We start from the raw sequence: 19,420 nt of genomic DNA on the forward strand, positions 1-19,420 counted from the left end.
TGCCGCCACCCGGCGGACGTCAGGGCCCGCGTCGGCGAAGGCCCCGAGGTGAGGAGGAAGGCCCGTGGACCAGACCCTGCCGGAGCGCGCGTCCACGGTGGCGCTGCGCGTCAACGGAGCGGACCACTCGCTCCCCCTGGACCACCGCACGACCCTGCTGGACGCGCTGCGCGACCACCTCGACCTCACCGGCACCAAGAAGGGCTGCGACCACGGGCAGTGCGGTGCCTGCACCGTCCTCCTCGACGGCCGGCGCGTGAACAGCTGCCTGCTGTTCGCCGTCGCGTGCGCGGGCCGTTCCGTCACCACCGTCGAGGGCCTCACGGACGGCGAGCGCCTCCATCCGGTCCAGGAGGCCTTCGTCGGCCGGGACGCCCTGCAGTGCGGTTACTGCACACCGGGCCAGATCTGCTCGGCCGTGGCCCTGCTGGACGAGGCGGCGCGCGGCGAACCGTCGCACGTGACACCACCGGAACGCCCGCCGGGCGACCCCGTCACCCTCACCCCGGACGAGATCCGGGAACGCATGAGCGGGAACATCTGCCGCTGCGGGGCCTACCCGAACATCGTGGCCGCGATCGAGGAGGCCGCACGGTGAAGCCCTTCGCGTACGTGCGCCCCGAACGCACCGAGGAGGCCGTCGCACACCTCGCGGCCCACCCCGGCGCCAGCTTCCTGGCGGGCGGCACCAACCTCGTGGACCTGATGAAACTGGGCGTCACCGGCCCGCCGCTGCTCGTCGACCTCGGCGCCCTGCCCCTCGACGGCATCACGGAGACCGCCGACGGCGGCCTGCTGATCGGGGCGACCGCGCGCAACAGCGACGTCGCCGCCCACCCCGCCGTGCGCACCCGCTACCCCGTACTGTCCCAGGCCCTGCTGGCCGGCGCCTCGCCCCAGCTCCGCAACGCGGCCACCACCGGAGGCAACCTCCTCCAGCGCACCCGCTGCCCCTACTTCCAGGACACGTCCACGCCGTGCAACAAGCGCGCGCCCGGTACCGGCTGCCCCGCCCGGGAGGGCGTCCACCGGGACCTCGCGGTCCTCGGCCACTCCGCGCACTGTGTCGCCACGCACCCCTCGGACATGGCCGTCGCCCTCGCCGCCCTCGACGCGGAGGTCCGGCTGCGCGGGCCGGACGGCGAGCGGACGGTGCCCGTCGCCGCGTTCCACCGGCTGCCCGGCGACCGCCCGGACCTGGACACCGTCGTCGCACCCGGCGAACTCATCACGGGCGTGACGCTCCCCGCGCCGCCGCCCGGCGCGCTCAACGCCTACCGCAAGGCCCGTGACCGCGCCTCGTACGCCTTCGCGCTCGCCTCCGTCGCCCTCGTCCTGACCGTCGAGGACGGCCGGGTGGGGCACGCCGCCCTCGCTTTCGGCGGCCTCGCCCACAAGCCCTGGCGGGCGCGGGCGGCGGAGGAGGTGCTGCGGGGCGCACCGGCCACCACCGAGACCTTCCGGCGGGCCGCCGACGCCGAACTCGCCGCCGCCGAGCCCCTCCGCGACAACGGCTTCAAGGTGCCGCTGGCCCGCAACCTTGCCGTGAACCTCCTGGGGAACCTCGCGTCCCGCGCCGCCACGGCCGCCCCGTGACGACCACGACGCGCCCGCGCCCGTCCGCCACGCCGCCCGGACGGAGGCCCGGCGCGGACGCCCGACGTCGCCCCGCCTGCCCGGCATCCGCCCGCCCGGTATCCATTCGCCCACCGAACGGCCGCCCACCGAACGGCCGCCCACCGAACGGTCGCCTACCGCGTGTCCGCCCACCGCACGTCCGACCGCCCACATCCCGCCGTACGCCGACCGGAGGAGGCTCCGCGCCATGACCCGCCACGAATCCGCGACCGCGCAGCCCCCGGCGGCCGTCCGGCGTGACGCCCGCCAGAAGGTGACGGGCGAGGCCCGCTACGCCGTCGACCGGACACCGCCCGGCTGCCTCCACGCCTGCCCGGTGCCCGCCGCCGTCGCCCGCGGGCGGGTCACCGCCGTCCACGCCGACGAGGTCCTGCGGCGCCCCGGCGTGCACGCCGTCCTCACCCACGAGAACGCCCCGCGCCTCGGCGACGCCGACGACCCGACGCTCGCGCTGCTCCAGGAGGACCGGGTCCCCCACCGGGGCTGGTTCGTCGCCGTCGTGGTCGCCGACACGCCCGAGAACGCCCGCGCCGCCGCCGACGCGCTGCGGATCGACTACGCGCAGAGCGAGCACGACGTCCGGCTGAGAGCCGACCACCCGCGCCTCTACACGCCCGAGAAGGCCAACGGCGGCCACCCGGCCGTACGCGAGCGGGGCGACTTCGACACCGCCTTCGCCGCGTCACCGGTCCGCCTCGACGCCACGTACACCATGGGCGCCCTGCACAACCACCCGATGGAACCGCACGCCGCCACGGCCTGGTGGGACGACGGCGGCCTGACCGTGTACGACTCGAGCCAGGGCGCGACGACCGTACGGGACGTCCTCGCGCGCCTGTTCCGGCTGCCCCGGCAGCAGGTCACCGTCGTCTCCGCCTACGTGGGCGGCGGCTTCGGCTCCAAGGGCACCCCCCGGCCGCCGGCCGTCCTAGCGGCGATGGCCGCCCGGCACACCGGTCGGCCCGTCCGGCTCGCCCTGCCCCGCCGCGACCTGCCCGCCACCGTGGGGCACCGCGCGCCCACCGTCCAGCGCGTCCGCATCGGCGCCGCCGCCGACGGGACGATCGAGGCCCTCGCCCACGACGTGGTCACCCAGACCTCCACGGTGAAGGAGTTCGTCGAACAGGCCGCCGTCCCGGCCCGCACCATGTACACCTCCCCGCACAGCCGCACCACCCACCGGGTGGTCGCCCTGGACGTGCCCACCCCGTCGTGGATGCGCGCCCCCGGCGAGGCGTCCGGGATGTACGCCCTCGAAGCGGCCATGGACGAACTCGCCGAGACGGTCGGCGTCGACCCGGTGGAGCTCCGGCTGCGCAACGAACCCGACACCGAGCCCGACAGCGGCAAACCGTTCAGCAGCCGGGGCCTCGCCGACTGCCTGCGGGACGGCGCGCGCCGGTTCGGCTGGGCGGACAGGGACCCGCGCCCCGGCATCCGGCGGGACGGAGACGTGCTGTCCGGCACGGGCGTCGCAGCCGCCACCTACCCCGTGCTCGTGAGCCCGTCCCGCGCCTCCGCCCACGCCGCCCCGGACGGCCGCTTCGTCGTCCGCGTCGACGCCACCGACATCGGCACCGGGGCGCGGACCGTCCTCGCCCAGATCGCCGCCGACGCCCTCGGCGCCCCGCTCGACTCCGTACGCGTCGAACTCGGCAGCAGCCGACTGCCCGACGCACCCGTCGCCGGCGGCTCCTCCGGGACCGCGTCCTGGGGCTGGGCCGTGCACAAGGCCTGTGCCGCGCTGCGCGCGACCCTGGCCGCCGACCCCGGCCGTCCGCTGCCGCCCGAGGGCGTCACGGTCGAGGCGGACACGCAGGAGGAAGCGGGGCGGACGTCCCCCTACGCCCGCCACGCCTTCGGCGCCCACTTCGCGGAGGTCCGCGTCGACACCGTCACCGGCGAGGTCCGGGTGAGCCGACTGCTCGGCGTCTACGCCGTGGGCCGGATCCTCAACGCGCGCACCGCCCGCTCCCAGTTCATCGGCGGCATGACGATGGGGCTCGGGATGGCGCTCACCGAACACAGCACCATGGACCTCGCCTTCGGCGACTTCCGCGAACGCGACCTGGCCTCCTACCACGTCCCTGCCTGCGCCGACGTGCCGGACATCGAGGCCCACTGGGTGGACGAGCACGACCCCCACCTCAACCCGATGGGCAGCAAGGGCATCGGGGAGATCGGCATCGTCGGCACGGCGGCGGCGATCGCCAACGCCGTCCACCACGCATGCGGCATCCGCTTCCGAGACCTCCCCCTGACCCCCGACCGCCTCCTCCCACCGCTCACCGCCCAGACGCCCACTCCCTGACGAACTCGTGCACGGTCAGCGGTGAGACGTCGAGGGCCCGGATCCGCGGTCTGCCGGTGGGAGAGCAGGCCGGTGACGGCCTGGACCACGGCGCTCGCACGCTCGCGTCGGCCGAGGCGACCGCCCTGTCACAGTCATCGACGAGTGGCTGTGACCAGCGCTCGTGATGCACGCCGACAAAGCGTCCGCAAGCGTGGAACCGCGGTCACTCCCCGACCGTGTCGAGGAGGATCTGCGCCAGTTCGCGCGGCCGGGAGAACATCGGCCAGTGGCCGGTGTCCATCTCGATCAGCCGCCAGCGCTCGCTGACCAGTAGCTCTGCCACGTCGTCGCTCGGCTCGGGGTCACCGAGCGTGCACTTGATGTACGTCGCCGGGAGGTCACTGAGCGGCCGTTCCAGCACGGCGGGTTCGGTCAGCGTGGCGCCCGGGTGCGGCGTCGAGCCGCGAACGATCCGTGCGATCTGCTCATCGGTGAGACCGTGGCCCTCGAAGTGGGCCGCAGGCGCGACCGGCCAGAATCCCTCGTTCTCGGCGATCGATGCCCTCACCGTCACCCCGCCGTCCGGCCAGGAGGAGACGAACGGCTCGCCATCGGCCGGAACACCGGAGTCGACGAAGACCACGCCTGCCAGCCGGTCGCCGACCCGCTCGGCGGCCTGACCGACCGGGATGCCCGAGTAACTGTGACCTACCAGGACGACCTCGCGGAGATCCTGACGCTCGACCTCGTCAACGATGTCCTGAACGTGGGTCCGCTGCCCGGCCGGCACGCCTCGCTTCTCGGCGAGACCGGACAGCGTCAGCGGGTGGACACCGTGGCCGGCCGCTTCCAGATGCGGCACCACCTCGTCCCACGCCCACGATCCGAGCCGCGCACCTGCAACCAGCACGTAGTTCACCATGGCCGCACCATAGCGAAGCGACCGAGCAGCCGCTCCAGACGAACTTTCGATACGTGCCCGGCACACCGTTGCAGCACTGGCACCGCCCCCCCCGGGCTTCCGGGAAGGCCGGCGGAAACCCGCGCCGACCCCGGCGCCACCACCGTGACTGATACACCGAGCGCTCAACACCCCCTCCCTCGCCTTGACGGCGAGATGGGGAAGCCCTGTAACCGCTGTTTGCCGCAGGCGCTGAGCCTTTCCCCGTGCTGGGCCCCGTGAGTGCGGGGACGTTGTCAGTGGGCAAGGGCACACTGACCGCATGATCACCTCTTCACCCGCCGCAGACGACGCCTCCCACCCCTCCCTTGTCTGGGTGGAGTCGATGGGCGGCCCTTTGATCGTCGTCCCCGTCGCCGCCCTGGCCGCCTGGGGCGGGTGCACGGAGAGTGGTCTTATGGCCGGAGACGCCACCGCTCCAGACGACTACGACCGGGCCTGCGCGGTGGACGGTCTGGCCGGTGTGATCCCCATCGACGAGAACGGTGCGCAGGCACTGGTGTTGGCGGACGAGCCGGCCACCAGCTGCTATCTGCCCGAGCACCGCGCGTTCCTGCGGTGGCTCGCCGCCGGAACCGAGGCCGGACTGAGGGCCGCGGCAGACGCTGTCCTCGCGGACCCGGCCACGGTGTGGGAGGAGTGCGGCACCTGGGTCTCGGACGGTCCGGCGGTGCTCATGGACTCCGCCGAGGCGGGTTCCGACCTGGGCATCGATTACCCCGACGGCGGAATGCCCGCCGAGGCATCGGTCCCACTGCCCGCCGGCCGCTGGAGGGTCCGCGCCACGCACACCAAGGTGGGTGAGGAGAACCGGGTCGGCCTGGTTCAGCTCCTGCCCGCCGAATTCTGAACGGACGGTGCTTCGCGGGCCGGGTGCGGTCGATCGCGGCGCGCAAGGTTCAACGGGCCGTCCAGGACGGCTCGGACGCTGTGATCACGCGTAACAGGGTCGAGAGCATCACAGGGCAAGACCACTCCTGGGGCAGCCCTTAGAGTGCGGTCGTGGAGATCACCTACGAACGCTTCGAATCGACCGACGCAGAGGAGCTGGTCGGCTTCCTCTCGGGCGACACGTGGCCATTTCACGGCTCGGACGTTGTCGACCGGGACGAAGTCCGGCAGTGGATTCGAGAGGGCCGCTATGACAACCAGGACAACCGGACGTTCTGGATCGTGACTGCCGGGGAGCGAACCGGCCTTGTCCGGCTGATGGACCTGTGTGACGACACGCCGCTGTTCGATCTGCGGATCCGCTCCGAGCACCGAGGGCGGGGACTCGGAGGACAGGCCCTGACCTGGCTCACCGGGTACGTGTTCACCGAGTTCCCCCAGGTCCAGCGGATCGAAGGCACCACTCGGCAGGACAACGTCGCGATGCGCCGTGCCTTTCGAAAGTGTGGTTACGTGAAAGAGGCGCACTATCGCGACGCGTGGCCGGCTGCCCACGGCAAGGTCCGTGACGCCGTGGGGTACGCGATCCTGCGACGTGACTGGCTCTCCGGCAGCACAACGCTTCCTGACTGGAACGATGAGCACATCCTTGGATCACGTGGCGTTTGACCAGGCTGCCGCTGCCTCTTCACGCCCGCCAGGACGCCGTTCTCGAATGGATCGCCGTCGCCTGCGCCCTCATCCACTGCCGCCGGCTGCACCCTCACGTGGCTGAACAACGGTGGGGCCCTGGGACCCGGAGCGCACCCGCATCCTGCAAAGCTGCATCGAGGACCTGGACCGAGTCGTCCCTCAGCTCACCGAACCCGCAGGAACCCAGTACTACGAGCGCCTGCGCCGGCTCGCCCTCCTCGTGGCAAGGACTCTGTCCGGCACCGGATGAGACGACCTCTGAGACGTCATCTCAGTTGGTGAGGTGCCGTCGGATGAACGGTGCCGTTCCCAGGGTGAGTGCGGCGAAGACGGCCAGTCGTTGAAGGCCGGGCTGCGCGGTGAGGTTGCTGTGCTGGATGCCGTGGACCGCGTACCAGTTGGCGGCGAGGTCGGTCGCCAGTACGGCGCAGGCGAGGTCGATTCCTAGGCGTTTCCCCCTGATCAGGAACGCGGCGGCGAGCGCGTCGAAGAGCGCCGGCGACGACCAGTGGAGGTTGAGCCGGCCCGGTGCCCAGTCGTAGGGGCGCAGACCGTGGCTGAGGAGGTCGGTGACGTGCGCGGAAGCGCCGACGAAGAGCAGGACGGCGGCGATGACGCAGACCGAAATGACCGTCCGGCGCGGGGTGTGGTGCATCCATCCGATCACGCTGTGGATCGTCCCATCTGCGGGCGCGGACCGTCAGGACACCAGCCTGCGGTAGCAGATGAGAGCGGCTGCGATGCCGGCGAAGGCCAGGAAGCACTTGGCCTTGCGTTCGTAGCGGCGGTGCAGGCGGCGGCCGCTCAGCCAGGACATCGTGCGCTCGATCGTCCAGCGATGACGGCCCAGCCGCTCTTGCCCCGGTCGACAGGATTCGGGCCTGCCAGGGCCTCCCCTTTCAGGGCCCGCATGTTCACCGAGTCGATCGCGCAGCGCGACCGGTCCAGGCCGCCGCGCGAGCCCATTTCGTCGAGGATGACGCGGTGCAGCTCGGCCCAGACCCGGGCGGTACTCCACTCGGTGAAGCGCCGGTGTGCGGCCGGCCCCGACGGCCCGAAGACCGGCGGCAGCTGCCGCCAGGTGCAGCCTGACGTGGCCACGAAGACGATCGCGGCCCGCACTGTGCAGGGCAGGCTACTCAACCCGCCACATGAGACGACGTCTAAGCCTTGATCGACACGGCCGACCTGGCGGCCTGCTCGATCTTCGCGCGGTAGGCCGCACGGGCTTCCTCGTCGATCCGCTGCTCGATTTCGGCGCGCAGTCCGGTCCGGCCGTCGAGGCCCTCGCGCAGGATGTCGGCGTGCCCGGCATGCCGTACGGACTCGCTGAGGACATGGAGCATGACGGCGAACAGGTTGGTGTCGCCGGGCTCCGGCCACCACGGCACATGGCCGGGGGCGTCGAGGGGAAGCTCGTCGATCGTCGCGTCCGAGTGCTCCCACGTGCGCCGGTAGAACCCGATGATCTGATCGCGGGTCTCGTCCTCGGCCGCCCACAGATCACTGCCGTCGGAGTCCTGCCACCGGGGCAGCGGTTCCGGGGAAGGGCGGCCGAAGACCTCGCCGAAGTACCTGGCCTCGACGGTGGCCACGTGTTTGACCAGGCCGAGGAGATTGGACCCGGTCGCCGTCAAAGGCCGGCGGGCGTCGTACTCGGACAAGCCGTCGAGCTTCCAGAGCAGCGCCTCGCGGTCCCGCCGCAGTCTCTGGTGCAGGTGGCCTTTCGCGAATTCATCGATCATGCGGCATGAGCCTGCCATGGGCTGCGCGTGGGCTCAAGCGAGCCGTGGGTCGTGCCGCTCGTGCTGCGACCGGCCGGCGAGTACGTACTGGAGAGCCTTGAGACGATCGGACGGGAGCTTCCCGGGCTCGGCCCTCGTCAGGAGGCGTTCTTCGGGTGCGTGTACTGCGCGGCGATGCGGCCGGCGGAGGTCGTTCGCCTCCGGCAGAGACCGGAACCGGGTCGGCGCCCCCATGGACCCGGCAGTCTGTGGCACGACGTGGGCGCGGGCACGGGAGCGCGTGCCGACGCGCATGGGGCTCACCTCCGAACGGGCCGAACGGGCCTACGGTCTCCGGCCTGCCGGCATCTCGTTCTTGTCGTACTCCGGTGTGGACCCGGCCGAATGCGCCCGCCGCGCGAGCCAGAGCATCGAGGCCTCTTCCGCCACTACGCCAAGTTCCCGGACGGCGCCCGGGGCCGGCAATCGCCTCGTCGAGCAGTCCATCCGGGACCGGTCGTCCGCCGTTCGCGCCTCATCCCGTGCTGACCGGACCTGTCGGTCCGGGACCCCCGGCGTACATCGCGCTGGGGAGCCGTCGACAGCCGCGTAGCACTTGAGGACGATTCCGCGTCCGTATGGAGGCGGACTTCTCGACCGAGAGGGAACCCCGGCCCGCGGTCGCCGTCTTGGTCCTCGTGTCGACTTGATCGTCGAGTCGACGCGAGGAGGGGTGTGATGGTAGGTCAGGTGCGTGGGACGAAGCGGGCGAAGGCATCGGCGCCGGAGTACCAGGGTGCTCTCGAATCGTTGTCGGTGAACGCCTCACTGCCCGAGGTGCTGGCGCGGGGCATGGAGGAGCTGCGGGCGGCGGAACGGGCCGGGGACCGGCGGGAGGAGGCGCGCTGCGGGCTGGCCGTGGCGGAGGCCTGCCGCAGGCTCGGGCGCGTCGAGGAGGCCGACCGGGCGTGGAAGGCGAGCTACCGGGCGGCGCGTTCGGCCGGTCACGAGGGGGCCATGGCATGGGCCCTGTGGAGCGGCGGCACGCTGGCCCGGCAGCGCGGTGCGTTCAGGCTGGCGTACCGGTTGCTGAGGCTGGCCGCCGAGACGGGCGAGCGGGGCGGTGACGTCGTCGTGCGCGGCTACTCGCTGGCGGGGCTCGCCGAGACCGGACGCATCCAGGGCGATTACGCGGCGGTGAGGAGGCTGCACGAGCAGCTGCTCGCCGAGGCACGCCGCCGAGGCGAGGCCCGGCACACGGTGTGGGCGCTGGAGGGCATAGCGCAGATCCACCGCAACACCGGCGAATACGACGAGGCCCTGGCCCTGTTCGAGGAGGCGGCCGAGACGGCGTCCCGAGCCGAGGACCGGCGCGGGTGGGCATGGGCGCTGCGCGGCATCGCGGACGTGGTGTCCGTGCGCGACGCAGACGCGGAGCGCGCCCTGTCGCTGCTGTCCCAGGCCGAGGAGGCCTGCCGGGAGATGCGGCTGTCCAGCGCGCTCGCCTACAACCACAAGATGCGCGGCAACGTGCTGTACCGGGCGGGCCGCTACGAGCAGGCCCGTGAGATGTACGCGCTGGCCCTTGAGGAGTTCCGCGAGATGGACGAACCGCGCGGGACGGCGCTGTCGCGACTGGGGCTGGTCAAGGCCTCCGCCCACCTGGGCCGCGACGCCGCGCACACTGCCGCGGACCTGGCCGGACTGCGCTCCACGCTGGACCGTATCGGGCTGCGGCATGCCCGGGACATGGTGGACAAGGCAGCGGCCGAACTGGGGGTCGGGCCGCTGCCGGACCACGAGGGCCACGGGCAGGGAGCCGCGAGGCCCGTGCTGCCGGCGGTCGGAGCCGAGGCGCTTCAGGCCGCCGATGCGGAGGGCCTGCGGTGAGCGCCGTCCCGACGCCGTTCTCGTCGGTGAGCTCGCCGGGCGCCGCAGTCGTGGCCACGGTGCGTTCCTCTCGTGACCACGCCGTTGATCACGACCTTGACCGCGACCTTGACCGCGACATCGATCACGCCGCAGCGCCGACCCGTGTCCTGGAGCGTTGTCGTGAACTCGTCGGGCCTGCGCTGGTGGAGGCGGTGGGGAGCCTCCATCCGTGGACCGGTGAGATGGCGGCGTACGCGCTGGGCTGGTCCGACCTGGCCGGTACTCCGGCCTCCGGCGGGTCCGAGGGCAAGGGAGTGCGCCAGGCGCTCGCCGTGCTCGGGGCGGAGGCGGTCGGGGCCGATGGCGCGGAGGCCGTTCCCGGCGCCGTGGCCGTCGAACTCGTGCACACCTTCTCGCTCCTCCACGACGACATCATGGACGGCGACGCCCTGCGCCGGCAGCGGCCTGCGGTGTGGAAGGCGTACGGGACCGGCCCGGCCGTCCTCGCCGGCGACGCGCTTCTCGCCCAGGCCGTGACCACCCTGGCCGAGACCCCGGGCCGGCACGCGGCGGCCGCGGTCCGCTGCCTCTGCCGGACCCTGAACGCGCTGGTGTCCGGCCAGGCACAGGACCTGCGCTTCGAACACCGTCCGTGGTACGGCCCCGGCGCGGTCGGACCGGAGCAGTACCGGTCGATGGCCGAACACAAGACGGGCGCCCTGCTGGGGTGCGCCGTCGCGCTCGGCGCGGTCCTCGGCGGCGCCCCCGACCGGACCGTGACCGCGCTCGAACGGGCGGGCCGCCATCTCGGCCTCGCCTTCCAGGCGGTGGACGACATCCTCGGCATCTGGGGCGACCCCGCCGTGACCGGCAAACCCGTCCACGCCGACCTGCGCAGGGGCAAGAAGACCTACCCGATGCTCGCCGCACTGGCAGGCGGGGGCAGGGCCGCGCGCGAACTGGCGGCGCTGCTCGACGCTCCCCAGCCGCTCGACCACGAGGCCGCCGCACACGTCGCGGCACTCGTGGAGGAGCTGGGCGGGCGGACCGCGACCCGCGACGAAGCGCGCCGGCACCTGGACACCGCCCGCCGCGCGCTGCGCGACGCGTCCCTCGCGCACACCGCCGCGCAGCAATTGGACAGGCTGTTCACGTACGTGCTCGACCGGACCAGGTGATCACCGTTCCGCCGCGGTGACCACCCCGTCGGTGACGGCTCGACGACGGGGACCCACAGCGGTGCGCGGGAGGGACCGGCCCTGAAGGCCCCGCGCGCTGAGGTGTTGTCCGTTACGCCGCTCGCGCTGCTGCCGGCCTTGTGCGGTCGACAGGCCCTTCGGCCGGCCGGAGGCCGTCGTCGCGGTTCCGACGGCACCCGTCGCCTTGCGCGATGCGGACCCGGAGGCCGGCACGACGGCGCTGCGCAGACACGTCACCTTCCCGACTGGAGGGCGCCCCAGGTACCGGAGCCGACGATGCCGTCGACCGTCAGAGCGCGTGAGGATTGGTAGTCGCGCACGGCCTGGTCGGTGCCCGGTCCGAAGGCGCCGTCGACGGTCACCGTCCGGCCGAGCGCGGCGGTCAGGGCGCGCTGGAGTCGGGTGACGGCTTCTCCCGTCGAGCCGCTCTGGACGGTGGGGGCGGTTCCGCGGGACAGCAGGGCGGTCCAGGTCTTCGACCCGATCACCCCGTCCGCGGTGAGCCCCGTGCCGTTCTGGAAGTTCTGGGTGGCGGTGGTCGTGGCGGCGCCGAACGTCCCGTCCGGGGCGCCCGGGTCGTATCCGGCGGCTTTGAGCAGGCACTGGGCCGCCTTGACCTGGTCTCCGGTCGAGCCGCTCCGGACGGTGGGGTACGCGGTGAAGTCGAGGTTCGTCCCCGTGCAGGTGGGCGCGGGCGGTGTGCCGGTGCCCACGTCCAGGTAGTCGCGGTCGATGTTGATCGAGTAGCCGCCGTAGGACTCGGTGACATTGCCCGCGTACTGGTGGATGCGCTGGTGACCGGCCCAGTAGGTGGACGGGACGTAGGAACCGGTGTCGGTGTCGGCGGCGCCGTTCCACCAGGCGTAGAAGATGTGGTCGACCCGCGTGTAGGCGCTGTTGCCGTACTCGCTCGCGGCGTCCTTGATGCCGGAGGACGCGCTGGAGTAGAAGCCCGACAGATAGCCGCCGCTGTGCAGCCGCTCGGTCCAGCCGGACAGGTACGACAGCACGGCCGCCTTGCAGGAGGCCGTGGAGGCGTATCCCTCGATGTCGCTGTAGACGGCGCTGCCCGCGGGGATACCGAGGTTCGCCGCGGCGGTGAGGGCGGCCGCCGCCGCGGTGACGCCCTGGGACTTGGCCGTGGCGGGGTCGGTGGACATCTTCAGCGAGAAGTTCGTGCACGGGGCCTGGCGGCCGACGTCGATGGGGATCAGCCGCCAGCCGTTGCCGGTCTGACCGGTCACCCAGCTCGCGGTCAGGTTCGGCTGCGCGCAGGCGCGGAAGGAGCCGCTGATGTAGACGCCGACCGCGCTGTACGGCGAGCCGGCCTGCCAGGCGTTCATGGCGGCCTGGGAGGGCGCGGCGCAGGTGTCGAAGCCCTTGCCCAGGTAGCCGCCGGGTTGCGGCCCGGCCGCGGCCAGGGGAGCGGCGTCGGGCCGCTGGGCCGCGCGGGGCAGCTCGGTGCGCCTGGCATCCGGGGTGAGTGCGGCCGAGGCCAGGACGTCCCGCACCAGATGCTCGGTCGCCGGGGTGTGGGCGGCGGTGACGAGGACACTGGCGTCCTCGACCGCGACCTGGATGGTGCCGTTGCTGGACACGGCGGTCGGGGCGGTGGCCTTGCCGCGCGGGGTCCTCGCGGTCGCGGCCGTCGCCTGTCCGGCGGAGCGGGCGGTGAGGGGCTCCACGACGATGCCTGCCGTACGGCCCACGAGGTGTGCGGGGCAATCGCTCTGCTCGGCGGGCTCGCCGAGGTAGACGGCGGGTCGGTCGAATCGGAGGCAGGCCTGCGGACTTTCGGCCAGATCGACGACCTGCCAGTCGGCGGGGACCTCGACGCGGTAGCCGTGGTAGGTGACGGTCTGCCGGCCTGTCCCGGGCGGGGAGGCAGCCGTGGCGGATCCGGGCGCGGCGAACGCCCCGACACCGGCGAGCACCGCCAGCGTGGCCGTTCCGGCACGGACGCGCCAGGGGATGCGGGAGGACATCAGGGCACTCCTACTCGATGCGGGGAGGGGAGAGAGTGGTGGGGCAGGTCTGTCGGGGCAGGGACGAGCGGTGCCCGGCCGGAGGGCCGGAGTCTTGCCGGCCCCGCGCCTCGCGGGCGGTGCGGGCTCTCCCCCGGGCCGGAGCCGGTCCGGGGGAGAGGGCCCGCTGCCAGAGACGTACGTACAGAGGAGACGTACGTACAGGGGGGTGTACGTACAGGTCAGACGCCGCAGTTGGGCGCGGACCAGGACCGGCTGGTGCGTCCGTCCACGTGGGTGTGGTCGTCGTGGTCGGGGTAGCCGGGGCCGAAGATGCCGCCGAAGCCGTGGTAGCGGGCCCGCTGGGCCAGCGTGCACAACGACGGGCTGCCGGTCAGGTCGGCGGCGTCACCGTACAGGTGCCGGCTGTTCGAGGCGCCGCCCACCGCGCTGTTGCAGGCGTACGAGCGGAATCCGCTGGTCACGGTCAACGGCACGTCACCCAGGGCGTGTCGCATGGCCTCCAGCTTCCACATCGTCCGCAGGCCGTTGGCCTTGGCCGTCGCGGCGCCGACCGCGCCGCCGGACCAGTCGGAGTTGCACTTGTTCAGTTCGGCGTAGGTGAAGTGGATCGGGGTGCAGTCCGGGTCCTGCAGGGCGTAGATCTTGCTGAACGTCTGGGAACCGGCGATGCCGTCCGCGGGCAGACCGTACGCCTGCTGGAACCGGGTCACCGCGGCCTTCGTGGCCGGTCCGAAGGAGCCGTCGACGGCGATGACCTCGCCGTACGCCGCGTGTCCTGCCACGCGGATCTGCAGCTGCGTCACGTCGGATCCCGACATGCCCTCGGACAGGGTGCGGCCCCAGGTGTAGCACTCGTCGGCCTGGGCGGATCCGGCCGTGGACAGCATTCCACCCAGCATTGCCACCATGGCCATGACAAGTGAGAGGGTGAGTCGGATGGTGCGCCGAAGCATCGCGTCTCCGTCCTGAGTCCTGATTCCCCGTCGAGGGGGCTGAGGCGAGTGTGAGACGTGCATGCGGTGCGTGTCCACACCGTCACCATATGCCACAGGACCAGACCTTCGGAACGACCCTCCCGCGGGTCGACGGTCGTGTCGGCGCCGATCGCACACCGGCCCGGATGCGCTCCTTTCCGCAGAATCGGACGCACGCCCGGACCGGTGTGTCACATCGGATCCGGTGCTACATCAGCTTCAGCTCCGCGCGCACCGCCTCCGCGACGGCTGCCGTCGCGTTCGCCGCGAACAGGATCGTGTAGTGGTTGGTGTCGTCGACCCGGCGGGTGGTGATCCGGTCCGGGGAGAGGCCACCCGCGGCCAGCCGCCCCTCGTCGTAGAGCCCCTGAGGCTCGTTCATCACTCCTCGCTCCGCCCACAGCATGGTGCCGCGCACCTCCGGCCGGTGGATGGCGGCCAGCGTCTCGGGGTCGCCGATGGGGCCCGCGCCGTCGGCACGGACCGCCTCCAGGACACAGCTGCTGCGCATCTCCGGAGGCTCGCCGGCCAGGTCACGGTCCACGTACGCCTGGACGTGCGGGCCCCAGTGGGCCGTGAAGGCCGGGTGCTCACGGAAGAGCGCGCGGTACGCGTCGCCGTCCGGGAAGGTCGTCCTGAGCCGGCGCATCGCCGGGCCGATGACCGACTCGATCACCTCGTCGATGTCCGCGCCGCCCGGAATCGGGAATCCGAGGCCACCGTCGACGAGAACCACGCGCGGGAAGCGGTCCGGGTGCCGCGCGGCGGCCACCGCGGTGGTGAAGGCCCCCAGGGAGTGGCCGACGAGCAGAGCCTGACGCAGGCCCAGGTGATCGAGGAGGGCGAGGACGTCCTCGACGTGGGCGGGGATGCCGTAGGGAGCCGGCAGACCTGCGCTGCCGGCCCGGCCGCGCAGGTCCGGGGCGTACAGATCGATGTCGCCGAGCTGCTCGGCGACGGCGCCGAAGGACAGGCTGTTGCCCGTGATGCCGTGCAGGGCGATGACCGCGGGCCCTTCGCCGGGCCAGCGGGTCACGGCGAGGTCGCCTCCTCGTACGGGGACGGCGAGTTCCTGCGGAGTACGCGTGGTCATGCGGACCTCTCCCATCTGATCGGTCTCCTGCTGCCCGGCGCGGCGGCACCGCCCGCGGCCATGGAGACGGTCGGCACGAAGAGTGTCCCGGGGACGGGCACGGGATCAAGGCCTGTGCCCTGGCCGACGGCCGCTGGTCGCAGAAGGTGAGGAGGGTGAGGATCGCGCCGCCGAGCCCCGGCCCCCAGCGGATGCGTCCGCCGTCGAGCGCCCGGTCTGGAGGACCAGGCTCGCTCCGGCCTCGGAGTTCACCGCGCCGGGCCGCCCGTATCCCCTGGGCGACGCATGGCCGTGACCACCCCACGCAGTCGTACTGCTGTACTAGATTCGATCATGACGGCTGAACGGGAGACCCGGAGAAGGCCCGGCGGATCGGCCCGAACCACGAGGAAACGGCCCGCAACCGCTGCACACATCGACCGGCGGAGGAGCGAACCTGCCATGCGCACCACTACGCACACCGAGATAGTCGTCGTCGGAGGCGGGCCGGTCGGCATGCTGATCGCCGCCGAGCTGGGGGCGTACGGGATCGATGTCGTGGTGCTGGAGGGGAAGAGCGCGACATCCGGTCGGCCCAAGGCCGGGACCGTCCACGCCAGGGCCGTGCAGGCGCTGGCCCGGCGGGACTACCTCGGGCTGCCGCGGTTCTCGGATGCCCCGGTCACCGAGCAGTTCCACTTCGCCGGAATGCCCGGGCTGACGATCACGGTTCCCGCGGCCGAGCCGGAGCCCGTCCTCAAGCGCGCACAGGCCGATCTGGAGCGGGAGTTCGAGGAACGGGCCCGGGATCGCGGAGTGACCGTGCTGCGCGACCACCGGGTGACCGCGCTGCGCCAGGGGCCCGACGGGGTCGAAGTGGTGGCCGAAGGGCCCGGGGGCGAGCACACCTACAGCGCCGGCTTCCTGGTCGGGGCCGACGGCGCGCGCAGCACCGTACGCCGGGAGGCCGGCTTCACCGAGGACACCCACCCCGCGACGGTCTCGGCGATGATGGGCCTGGTCCGGTTGATCGAGCCCGACGAGGCGCCGCGGGGCTGGTGCCGTACCGAGCGGGGCTGGGTCGTCACGAAGCCCGTTCCCGACGGGCACACCCTCGTACGCACACTCGACTGCGACGGGCCCCATCCCCACCGGCACACACGGGCGACCGTGCAGGAACTGCAGGACGAGGCGTCCCGGATCGCCGGATACGACATTCCGATGGAGGACGCGCTCTCCGTGACGCGGTTCAGCGACTTCACCCGGCTGGTGCGCCACTACCGCAAGGACCGCGTGTTCCTGGCGGGGGACGCCGCGCACGTGCACTTCCCGATCGGGGGGCAGGGGTTGAGCACCGGACTGGTCGACGCGCTCAACCTGGGCTGGAAGCTGGCCCACGCCGTGCGTGGAACGGCGGGCAAGGGGCTGCTCGACACGTACGACGACGAGCGCAGGCCGGCCGCGCAGCGGGTCATCGACAACACTCGCGTCCAGCTGACGCTGATGCGTCCGGCCCCCGAACTGGACCCGCTCCGCGCGATGGTCGCGGAGCTGCTGACGCTGGAGCAGGCCCGCCGGCACATGGGCGACTTGATCAGCGCGCAGGAGACGGTGTACCCGGCCCGCTCGGGCTTCGCCTCCCGGTGGGAGGGGCGGTTCCTGGAGAACGTCGTGGTGAGGGGCGGCGCGGAGCCGCAGGACGTCACGGGGCTGCTGTCCGACGGCCGGCCTCTGCTTCTCCTGTCCGGCGAGTCCGGCGAGCGGGCTGCGGCGTACGGCGAGTCGGCCCGGGGCTGGGCCCATGTGCTGAACACCGTCGCCGCCTCACCGGACGCCGCCCTCCCGTGCGAGGCGATGCTGGTGCGTCCTGACGGCCACATCGCCTGGGCACCGGACGCGGGTGACCTCACCGACGCGCTGCGCCTGTGGTTCGGCGAACCCCGGTAGGCGCCGGCGGGCGGCGGCCCGCCGACGGATCGAGCCCCGGCCGGGGGCGCGGCGGAATCGGTGCCCGACCGGGGCGGCCACCACGGCCTTCCGCCGTGTTCGGGTCGCCCGATCCTGCCTCGCCACGCCGCCGCCTTCACGCCCGTGACCTGGATCTCTTCGTTGAGCAATAACTTGATCGACGCAGGATCACCCATCTGATTGGATCTTGTTTCGGGCGCGGCTCGCCTGTCGCCGCCGCCGGAGACCACGGGGGATTTCATGAAGACGACGACGATCGATGAGGGAAGCATCCAGTTGCCCAGCGGGCCGTTTCCCGCGTCACTGGCTCAACTGCATCGCGCCAGGGAGGCCGACGCCTTCCCGGTCAGCTGGACGCGGACGCGGGACGACCACTACTCGGTCCTCGCCCACTGGCCCGGTGAACACCCTTACTTCATACCGGTGCACGGGCACCGCTACGATCCACTGCTCGTCACCGAGACCATGCGCCAGGCCACCCTGCTCGTGCTGCACGCCGGGTACGGCGTTCCCATGGGGCACCACTTCCTCCTGGCGGAGCTGCAGTTCACCTGTCGCATGAACCGGCTCGCCATCGACGACGGGCCCGGGGAGGTGGAGGTGCAGGTGGTCTGCTCCGATGTGGAGCGGGCCCGTGGGCACGTCTCCCGGCTCAGGGTCGACATGGTCGTCCGCCGCGCCGGGTCGGCCGTGGCCACGGGCGTCATCCTGGGGCGGATCGTCGGTCCGGAGGCCTACCGCCGGATACGGGGCGACCGTGGCGTCCCGGGATTCGAGGTCCCGCGGACACCTCCGGTGACCGCCTCGCTCGTCGGCCGGTCACGCCCGGAGGACGTCCTGCTCTCGCCCACCCCGCAGGACCGGCTGTGGCAGCTGCGGGTCGACACCGGGCACCCGGTCCTGTTCCAGGGCGAGAAGGACCACGTGCCCGGAATGCTGCTCCTGGAGGCGGCCAGGCAGGCGGCCGAACTGGCGACGCCGTCGCGGCCGTTCGTCCCCTCCTCGGGACGCATGAGCTTCCAGCGCTACGCGGAGTTCGGTACCCCCTGCTGGATACGGGCCCACGTCCTGCCCGCATCGCGCGCCGGAACGACCGGCATCACCATCACGGGGAGCCAGGACGACGGCGCGGTGTTCCTCGCCGAACTCTCCCCGGCCCTTCCCCCTGCTGACGAACGGTAACGCAGACATGATCCTTGTCACCGGAGCAACCGGCACGGTGGGGCGGGAGGTCGCCCGCCTGCTGGCTCCCGCCCACCCGCTGCGCATCCTCACGAGGCGGCCCGAACTCGTCACCGCCCAAGGGCCCGCCGTCACCGTGGTCCGCGGCGGCTTCACGGACCCCGAGAGCCTCCACCGGGCGCTGACGGGAGTCCACGCCGCCTTCCTGGTCACCAACCGGGTGACGGAGGAGGACGACGCGCGGTTCATCGACGCGGCCCGGGCCTGCGGTGTACGGCACCTGGTCAAACTCTCCGCGGCCGCCGTGGAGGATCCGGAGGCGGACGACCTCATCACCCGCTGGCAGCGCGAGAACGAGCGGGCCGTGCGGGAATCGGGACTGGCGTGGACCTTGCTGCGCCCCCGGTCCTTCATGTCCAACACGCTGTCGTGGGCACCGGCCGTCCGTTCCGAGGGCGTCGTGCGCGCGCTCTACGGGGAGTCGGCCAACGCCTGCGTGGACCCGCGCGACGTCGCCGAGGTGGCGGTGCACGCTCTGACACGGGACGGGCAGGAAGGCCGCGTGCACGCGCTTTCCGGCCCGGAGGCGGTCACCGCGCTCGAACAGACCGCCGTGCTCTCGAAGGTGCTGGGGCGACCACTGCGCTTCGAGGAACTGGGGCCGGAGCGGGCCCGCTCCGCACTGCTGGACCGCTATCCCGAGGCGATCACCGAAGCGCTGCTGCACAGTGCCGGGCGCCAGCAGAACGGCGCGAAGGCACGGGTGGACTCAGCGGTGCCCGCGATACTGGGACGACCCGCACGGACCTTCGACACCTGGGCGGCGGACCACGCGCAGGCGTTCGCCTGACCGTCCGCCGGCCGACGGAGGGCAGGGCCCCTCAGGCTGTGCGGCGGGCCGGCGGGGCAGGCGCGGGCGGGAGGTCGCAGGACCTCCACGGTCGCGCGTCCCGGCGGGGTGAGGT

The 19,420-nt window shown here is 72.5% G+C and carries 16 protein-coding genes and 1 pseudogene; 10 read left to right on the forward strand and 7 right to left on the reverse strand.

The genetic code is table 11. From position 1 onward, the window contains the following. Positions 1-64 precede the first annotated feature (64 nt). The 3 genes from ACIGW4_RS31230 (at position 65) to ACIGW4_RS31240 (ending at position 3,949) form a co-directional block, all read left to right on the forward strand. The gene (locus ACIGW4_RS31230) at positions 65-598 is read left to right on the forward strand and encodes a (2Fe-2S)-binding protein (RefSeq protein WP_399584359.1); all 534 of its coding nucleotides are present in this window, start codon (positions 65-67) and stop codon (positions 596-598) included. Next, positions 595-1,596, forward strand: a complete 1,002-nt coding sequence (locus ACIGW4_RS31235; RefSeq protein ID WP_399584362.1) for an FAD binding domain-containing protein — start codon at positions 595-597, stop codon at positions 1,594-1,596. The genes ACIGW4_RS31230 and ACIGW4_RS31235 overlap by 4 nt, the downstream gene beginning before the upstream one ends. A 229-nt stretch (positions 1,597-1,825) precedes the next feature. Then, positions 1,826-3,949 (forward strand): xanthine dehydrogenase family protein molybdopterin-binding subunit, encoded by a 2,124-nt coding sequence (locus ACIGW4_RS31240; RefSeq protein WP_399584364.1) that lies wholly within the window; start codon positions 1,826-1,828, stop codon positions 3,947-3,949. A 205-nt stretch (positions 3,950-4,154) separates the two neighbouring features. On the opposite strand, the gene ACIGW4_RS31245 is transcribed toward ACIGW4_RS31240, so the two are convergent. Beyond that, entirely contained in the window at positions 4,155-4,853 is a 699-nt protein-coding gene (locus ACIGW4_RS31245; RefSeq protein ID WP_399584367.1) for an alpha/beta fold hydrolase, read from the reverse strand. Between the two features lie 301 nt (positions 4,854-5,154). On the opposite strand from ACIGW4_RS31245, the gene ACIGW4_RS31250 reads away from it, so the two are divergent. Together ACIGW4_RS31250 and ACIGW4_RS31255 are read left to right on the forward strand one after the other, a co-directional pair. After that, positions 5,155-5,742 (forward strand): Imm21 family immunity protein, encoded by a 588-nt coding sequence (locus ACIGW4_RS31250; RefSeq protein WP_399584370.1) that lies wholly within the window; start codon positions 5,155-5,157, stop codon positions 5,740-5,742. Positions 5,743-5,894: 152 nt separating this feature from the next. Continuing rightward, complete coding sequence (locus tag ACIGW4_RS31255) at positions 5,895-6,452, forward strand: GNAT family N-acetyltransferase (RefSeq protein WP_398709553.1); 558 nt, start codon at positions 5,895-5,897, stop codon at positions 6,450-6,452. Between the two features lie 295 nt (positions 6,453-6,747). Here ACIGW4_RS31255 and ACIGW4_RS31260 read toward each other — a convergent pair whose 3' ends face one another. The 3 genes and pseudogenes from ACIGW4_RS31260 to ACIGW4_RS31270 all read right to left on the reverse strand — a co-directional run bounded on the left by ACIGW4_RS31260 (position 6,748) and on the right by ACIGW4_RS31270 (position 8,221). Then, entirely contained in the window at positions 6,748-7,143 is a 396-nt protein-coding gene (locus ACIGW4_RS31260) for a hypothetical protein (protein ID WP_399584373.1), read from the reverse strand. 33 nt (positions 7,144-7,176) lie between these two features. Next, positions 7,177-7,598, reverse strand: a pseudogene (locus ACIGW4_RS31265) (transposase); the annotation flags it as partial. A gap of 41 nt (positions 7,599-7,639) precedes the next feature. After that, on the reverse strand, positions 7,640-8,221 hold the full coding sequence (locus ACIGW4_RS31270) for a DinB family protein (RefSeq protein WP_123458151.1): 582 nt from the start codon (positions 8,219-8,221) through the stop codon (positions 7,640-7,642). 717 nt (positions 8,222-8,938) lie between these two features. Between ACIGW4_RS31270 and ACIGW4_RS31275 the strand changes: the two genes are divergently transcribed. Both ACIGW4_RS31275 and ACIGW4_RS31280 read left to right on the forward strand, forming a co-directional pair. Beyond that, positions 8,939-10,090 carry a tetratricopeptide repeat protein gene (locus ACIGW4_RS31275; protein WP_399584375.1) on the forward strand — a complete coding sequence of 384 codons (1,152 nt, stop codon included), beginning with the start codon at positions 8,939-8,941 and terminating at the stop codon, positions 10,088-10,090. A 119-nt stretch (positions 10,091-10,209) separates the two neighbouring features. After that, complete coding sequence (locus ACIGW4_RS31280; RefSeq protein ID WP_399584476.1) at positions 10,210-11,250, forward strand: polyprenyl synthetase family protein; 1,041 nt, start codon at positions 10,210-10,212, stop codon at positions 11,248-11,250. A 254-nt stretch (positions 11,251-11,504) separates the two neighbouring features. On the opposite strand, the gene ACIGW4_RS31285 is transcribed toward ACIGW4_RS31280, so the two are convergent. The 3 genes from ACIGW4_RS31285 to ACIGW4_RS31295 form a co-directional block, all read right to left on the reverse strand. Further along, entirely contained in the window at positions 11,505-13,256 is a 1,752-nt protein-coding gene (locus tag ACIGW4_RS31285; RefSeq protein ID WP_399584377.1) for a glycoside hydrolase domain-containing protein, read from the reverse strand. A gap of 221 nt (positions 13,257-13,477) precedes the next feature. After that, positions 13,478-14,212: a D-Ala-D-Ala carboxypeptidase family metallohydrolase gene (locus ACIGW4_RS31290; protein WP_399584380.1), complete on the reverse strand. Its 735-nt coding sequence runs from the start codon at positions 14,210-14,212 to the stop codon at positions 13,478-13,480. Between the two features lie 229 nt (positions 14,213-14,441). Then, complete coding sequence (locus ACIGW4_RS31295; protein ID WP_399584383.1) at positions 14,442-15,326, reverse strand: alpha/beta fold hydrolase; 885 nt, start codon at positions 15,324-15,326, stop codon at positions 14,442-14,444. Between the two features lie 441 nt (positions 15,327-15,767). Between ACIGW4_RS31295 and ACIGW4_RS31300 the strand changes: the two genes are divergently transcribed. The 3 genes from ACIGW4_RS31300 (at position 15,768) to ACIGW4_RS31310 (ending at position 19,305) form a co-directional block, all read left to right on the forward strand. Continuing rightward, on the forward strand, positions 15,768-17,252 hold the full coding sequence (locus ACIGW4_RS31300) for an FAD-dependent monooxygenase (RefSeq protein ID WP_399584386.1): 1,485 nt from the start codon (positions 15,768-15,770) through the stop codon (positions 17,250-17,252). 261 nt (positions 17,253-17,513) lie between these two features. Then, positions 17,514-18,455 (forward strand): ScbA/BarX family gamma-butyrolactone biosynthesis protein, encoded by a 942-nt coding sequence (locus ACIGW4_RS31305; RefSeq protein WP_399584388.1) that lies wholly within the window; start codon positions 17,514-17,516, stop codon positions 18,453-18,455. Between the two features lie 7 nt (positions 18,456-18,462). Further along, a complete protein-coding gene (locus tag ACIGW4_RS31310) occupies positions 18,463-19,305 on the forward strand; it encodes an NAD(P)H-binding protein (protein ID WP_399584390.1) in 843 nt (280 codons plus the stop codon). Positions 19,306-19,420: the final 115 nt, after the last annotated feature.

Source organism: Streptomyces sp. NPDC053513 (genome assembly GCF_044544765.1).
Taxonomy (GTDB): domain Bacteria; phylum Actinomycetota; class Actinomycetes; order Streptomycetales; family Streptomycetaceae; genus Streptomyces; species Streptomyces litmocidini.

What these genes read in the sequence shown, in the direction of transcription:
- ACIGW4_RS31270 (WP_123458151.1), bottom strand. Translation starts at nt 8,221, where the DNA reads ATGATCGATGAATTCGCGAAAGGCCACCTGCACCAGAGACTGCGGCGG.
- ACIGW4_RS31295 (WP_399584383.1), bottom strand. Translation starts at nt 15,326, where the DNA reads ATGACCACGCGTACTCCGCAGGAACTCGCCGTCCCCGTACGAGGAGGC.
- ACIGW4_RS31250 (WP_399584370.1), top strand. Translation starts at nt 5,155, where the DNA reads ATGATCACCTCTTCACCCGCCGCAGACGACGCCTCCCACCCCTCCCTT.
- ACIGW4_RS31310 (WP_399584390.1), top strand. Translation starts at nt 18,463, where the DNA reads ATGATCCTTGTCACCGGAGCAACCGGCACGGTGGGGCGGGAGGTCGCC.
- ACIGW4_RS31305 (WP_399584388.1), top strand. Translation starts at nt 17,514, where the DNA reads ATGAAGACGACGACGATCGATGAGGGAAGCATCCAGTTGCCCAGCGGG.
- ACIGW4_RS31245 (WP_399584367.1), bottom strand. Translation starts at nt 4,853, where the DNA reads ATGGTGAACTACGTGCTGGTTGCAGGTGCGCGGCTCGGATCGTGGGCG.
- ACIGW4_RS31300 (WP_399584386.1), top strand. Translation starts at nt 15,768, where the DNA reads ATGCGCACCACTACGCACACCGAGATAGTCGTCGTCGGAGGCGGGCCG.
- ACIGW4_RS31240 (WP_399584364.1), top strand. Translation starts at nt 1,826, where the DNA reads ATGACCCGCCACGAATCCGCGACCGCGCAGCCCCCGGCGGCCGTCCGG.
- ACIGW4_RS31285 (WP_399584377.1), bottom strand. Translation starts at nt 13,256, where the DNA reads ATGTCCTCCCGCATCCCCTGGCGCGTCCGTGCCGGAACGGCCACGCTG.
- ACIGW4_RS31275 (WP_399584375.1), top strand. Translation starts at nt 8,939, where the DNA reads ATGGTAGGTCAGGTGCGTGGGACGAAGCGGGCGAAGGCATCGGCGCCG.
- ACIGW4_RS31290 (WP_399584380.1), bottom strand. Translation starts at nt 14,212, where the DNA reads ATGCTTCGGCGCACCATCCGACTCACCCTCTCACTTGTCATGGCCATG.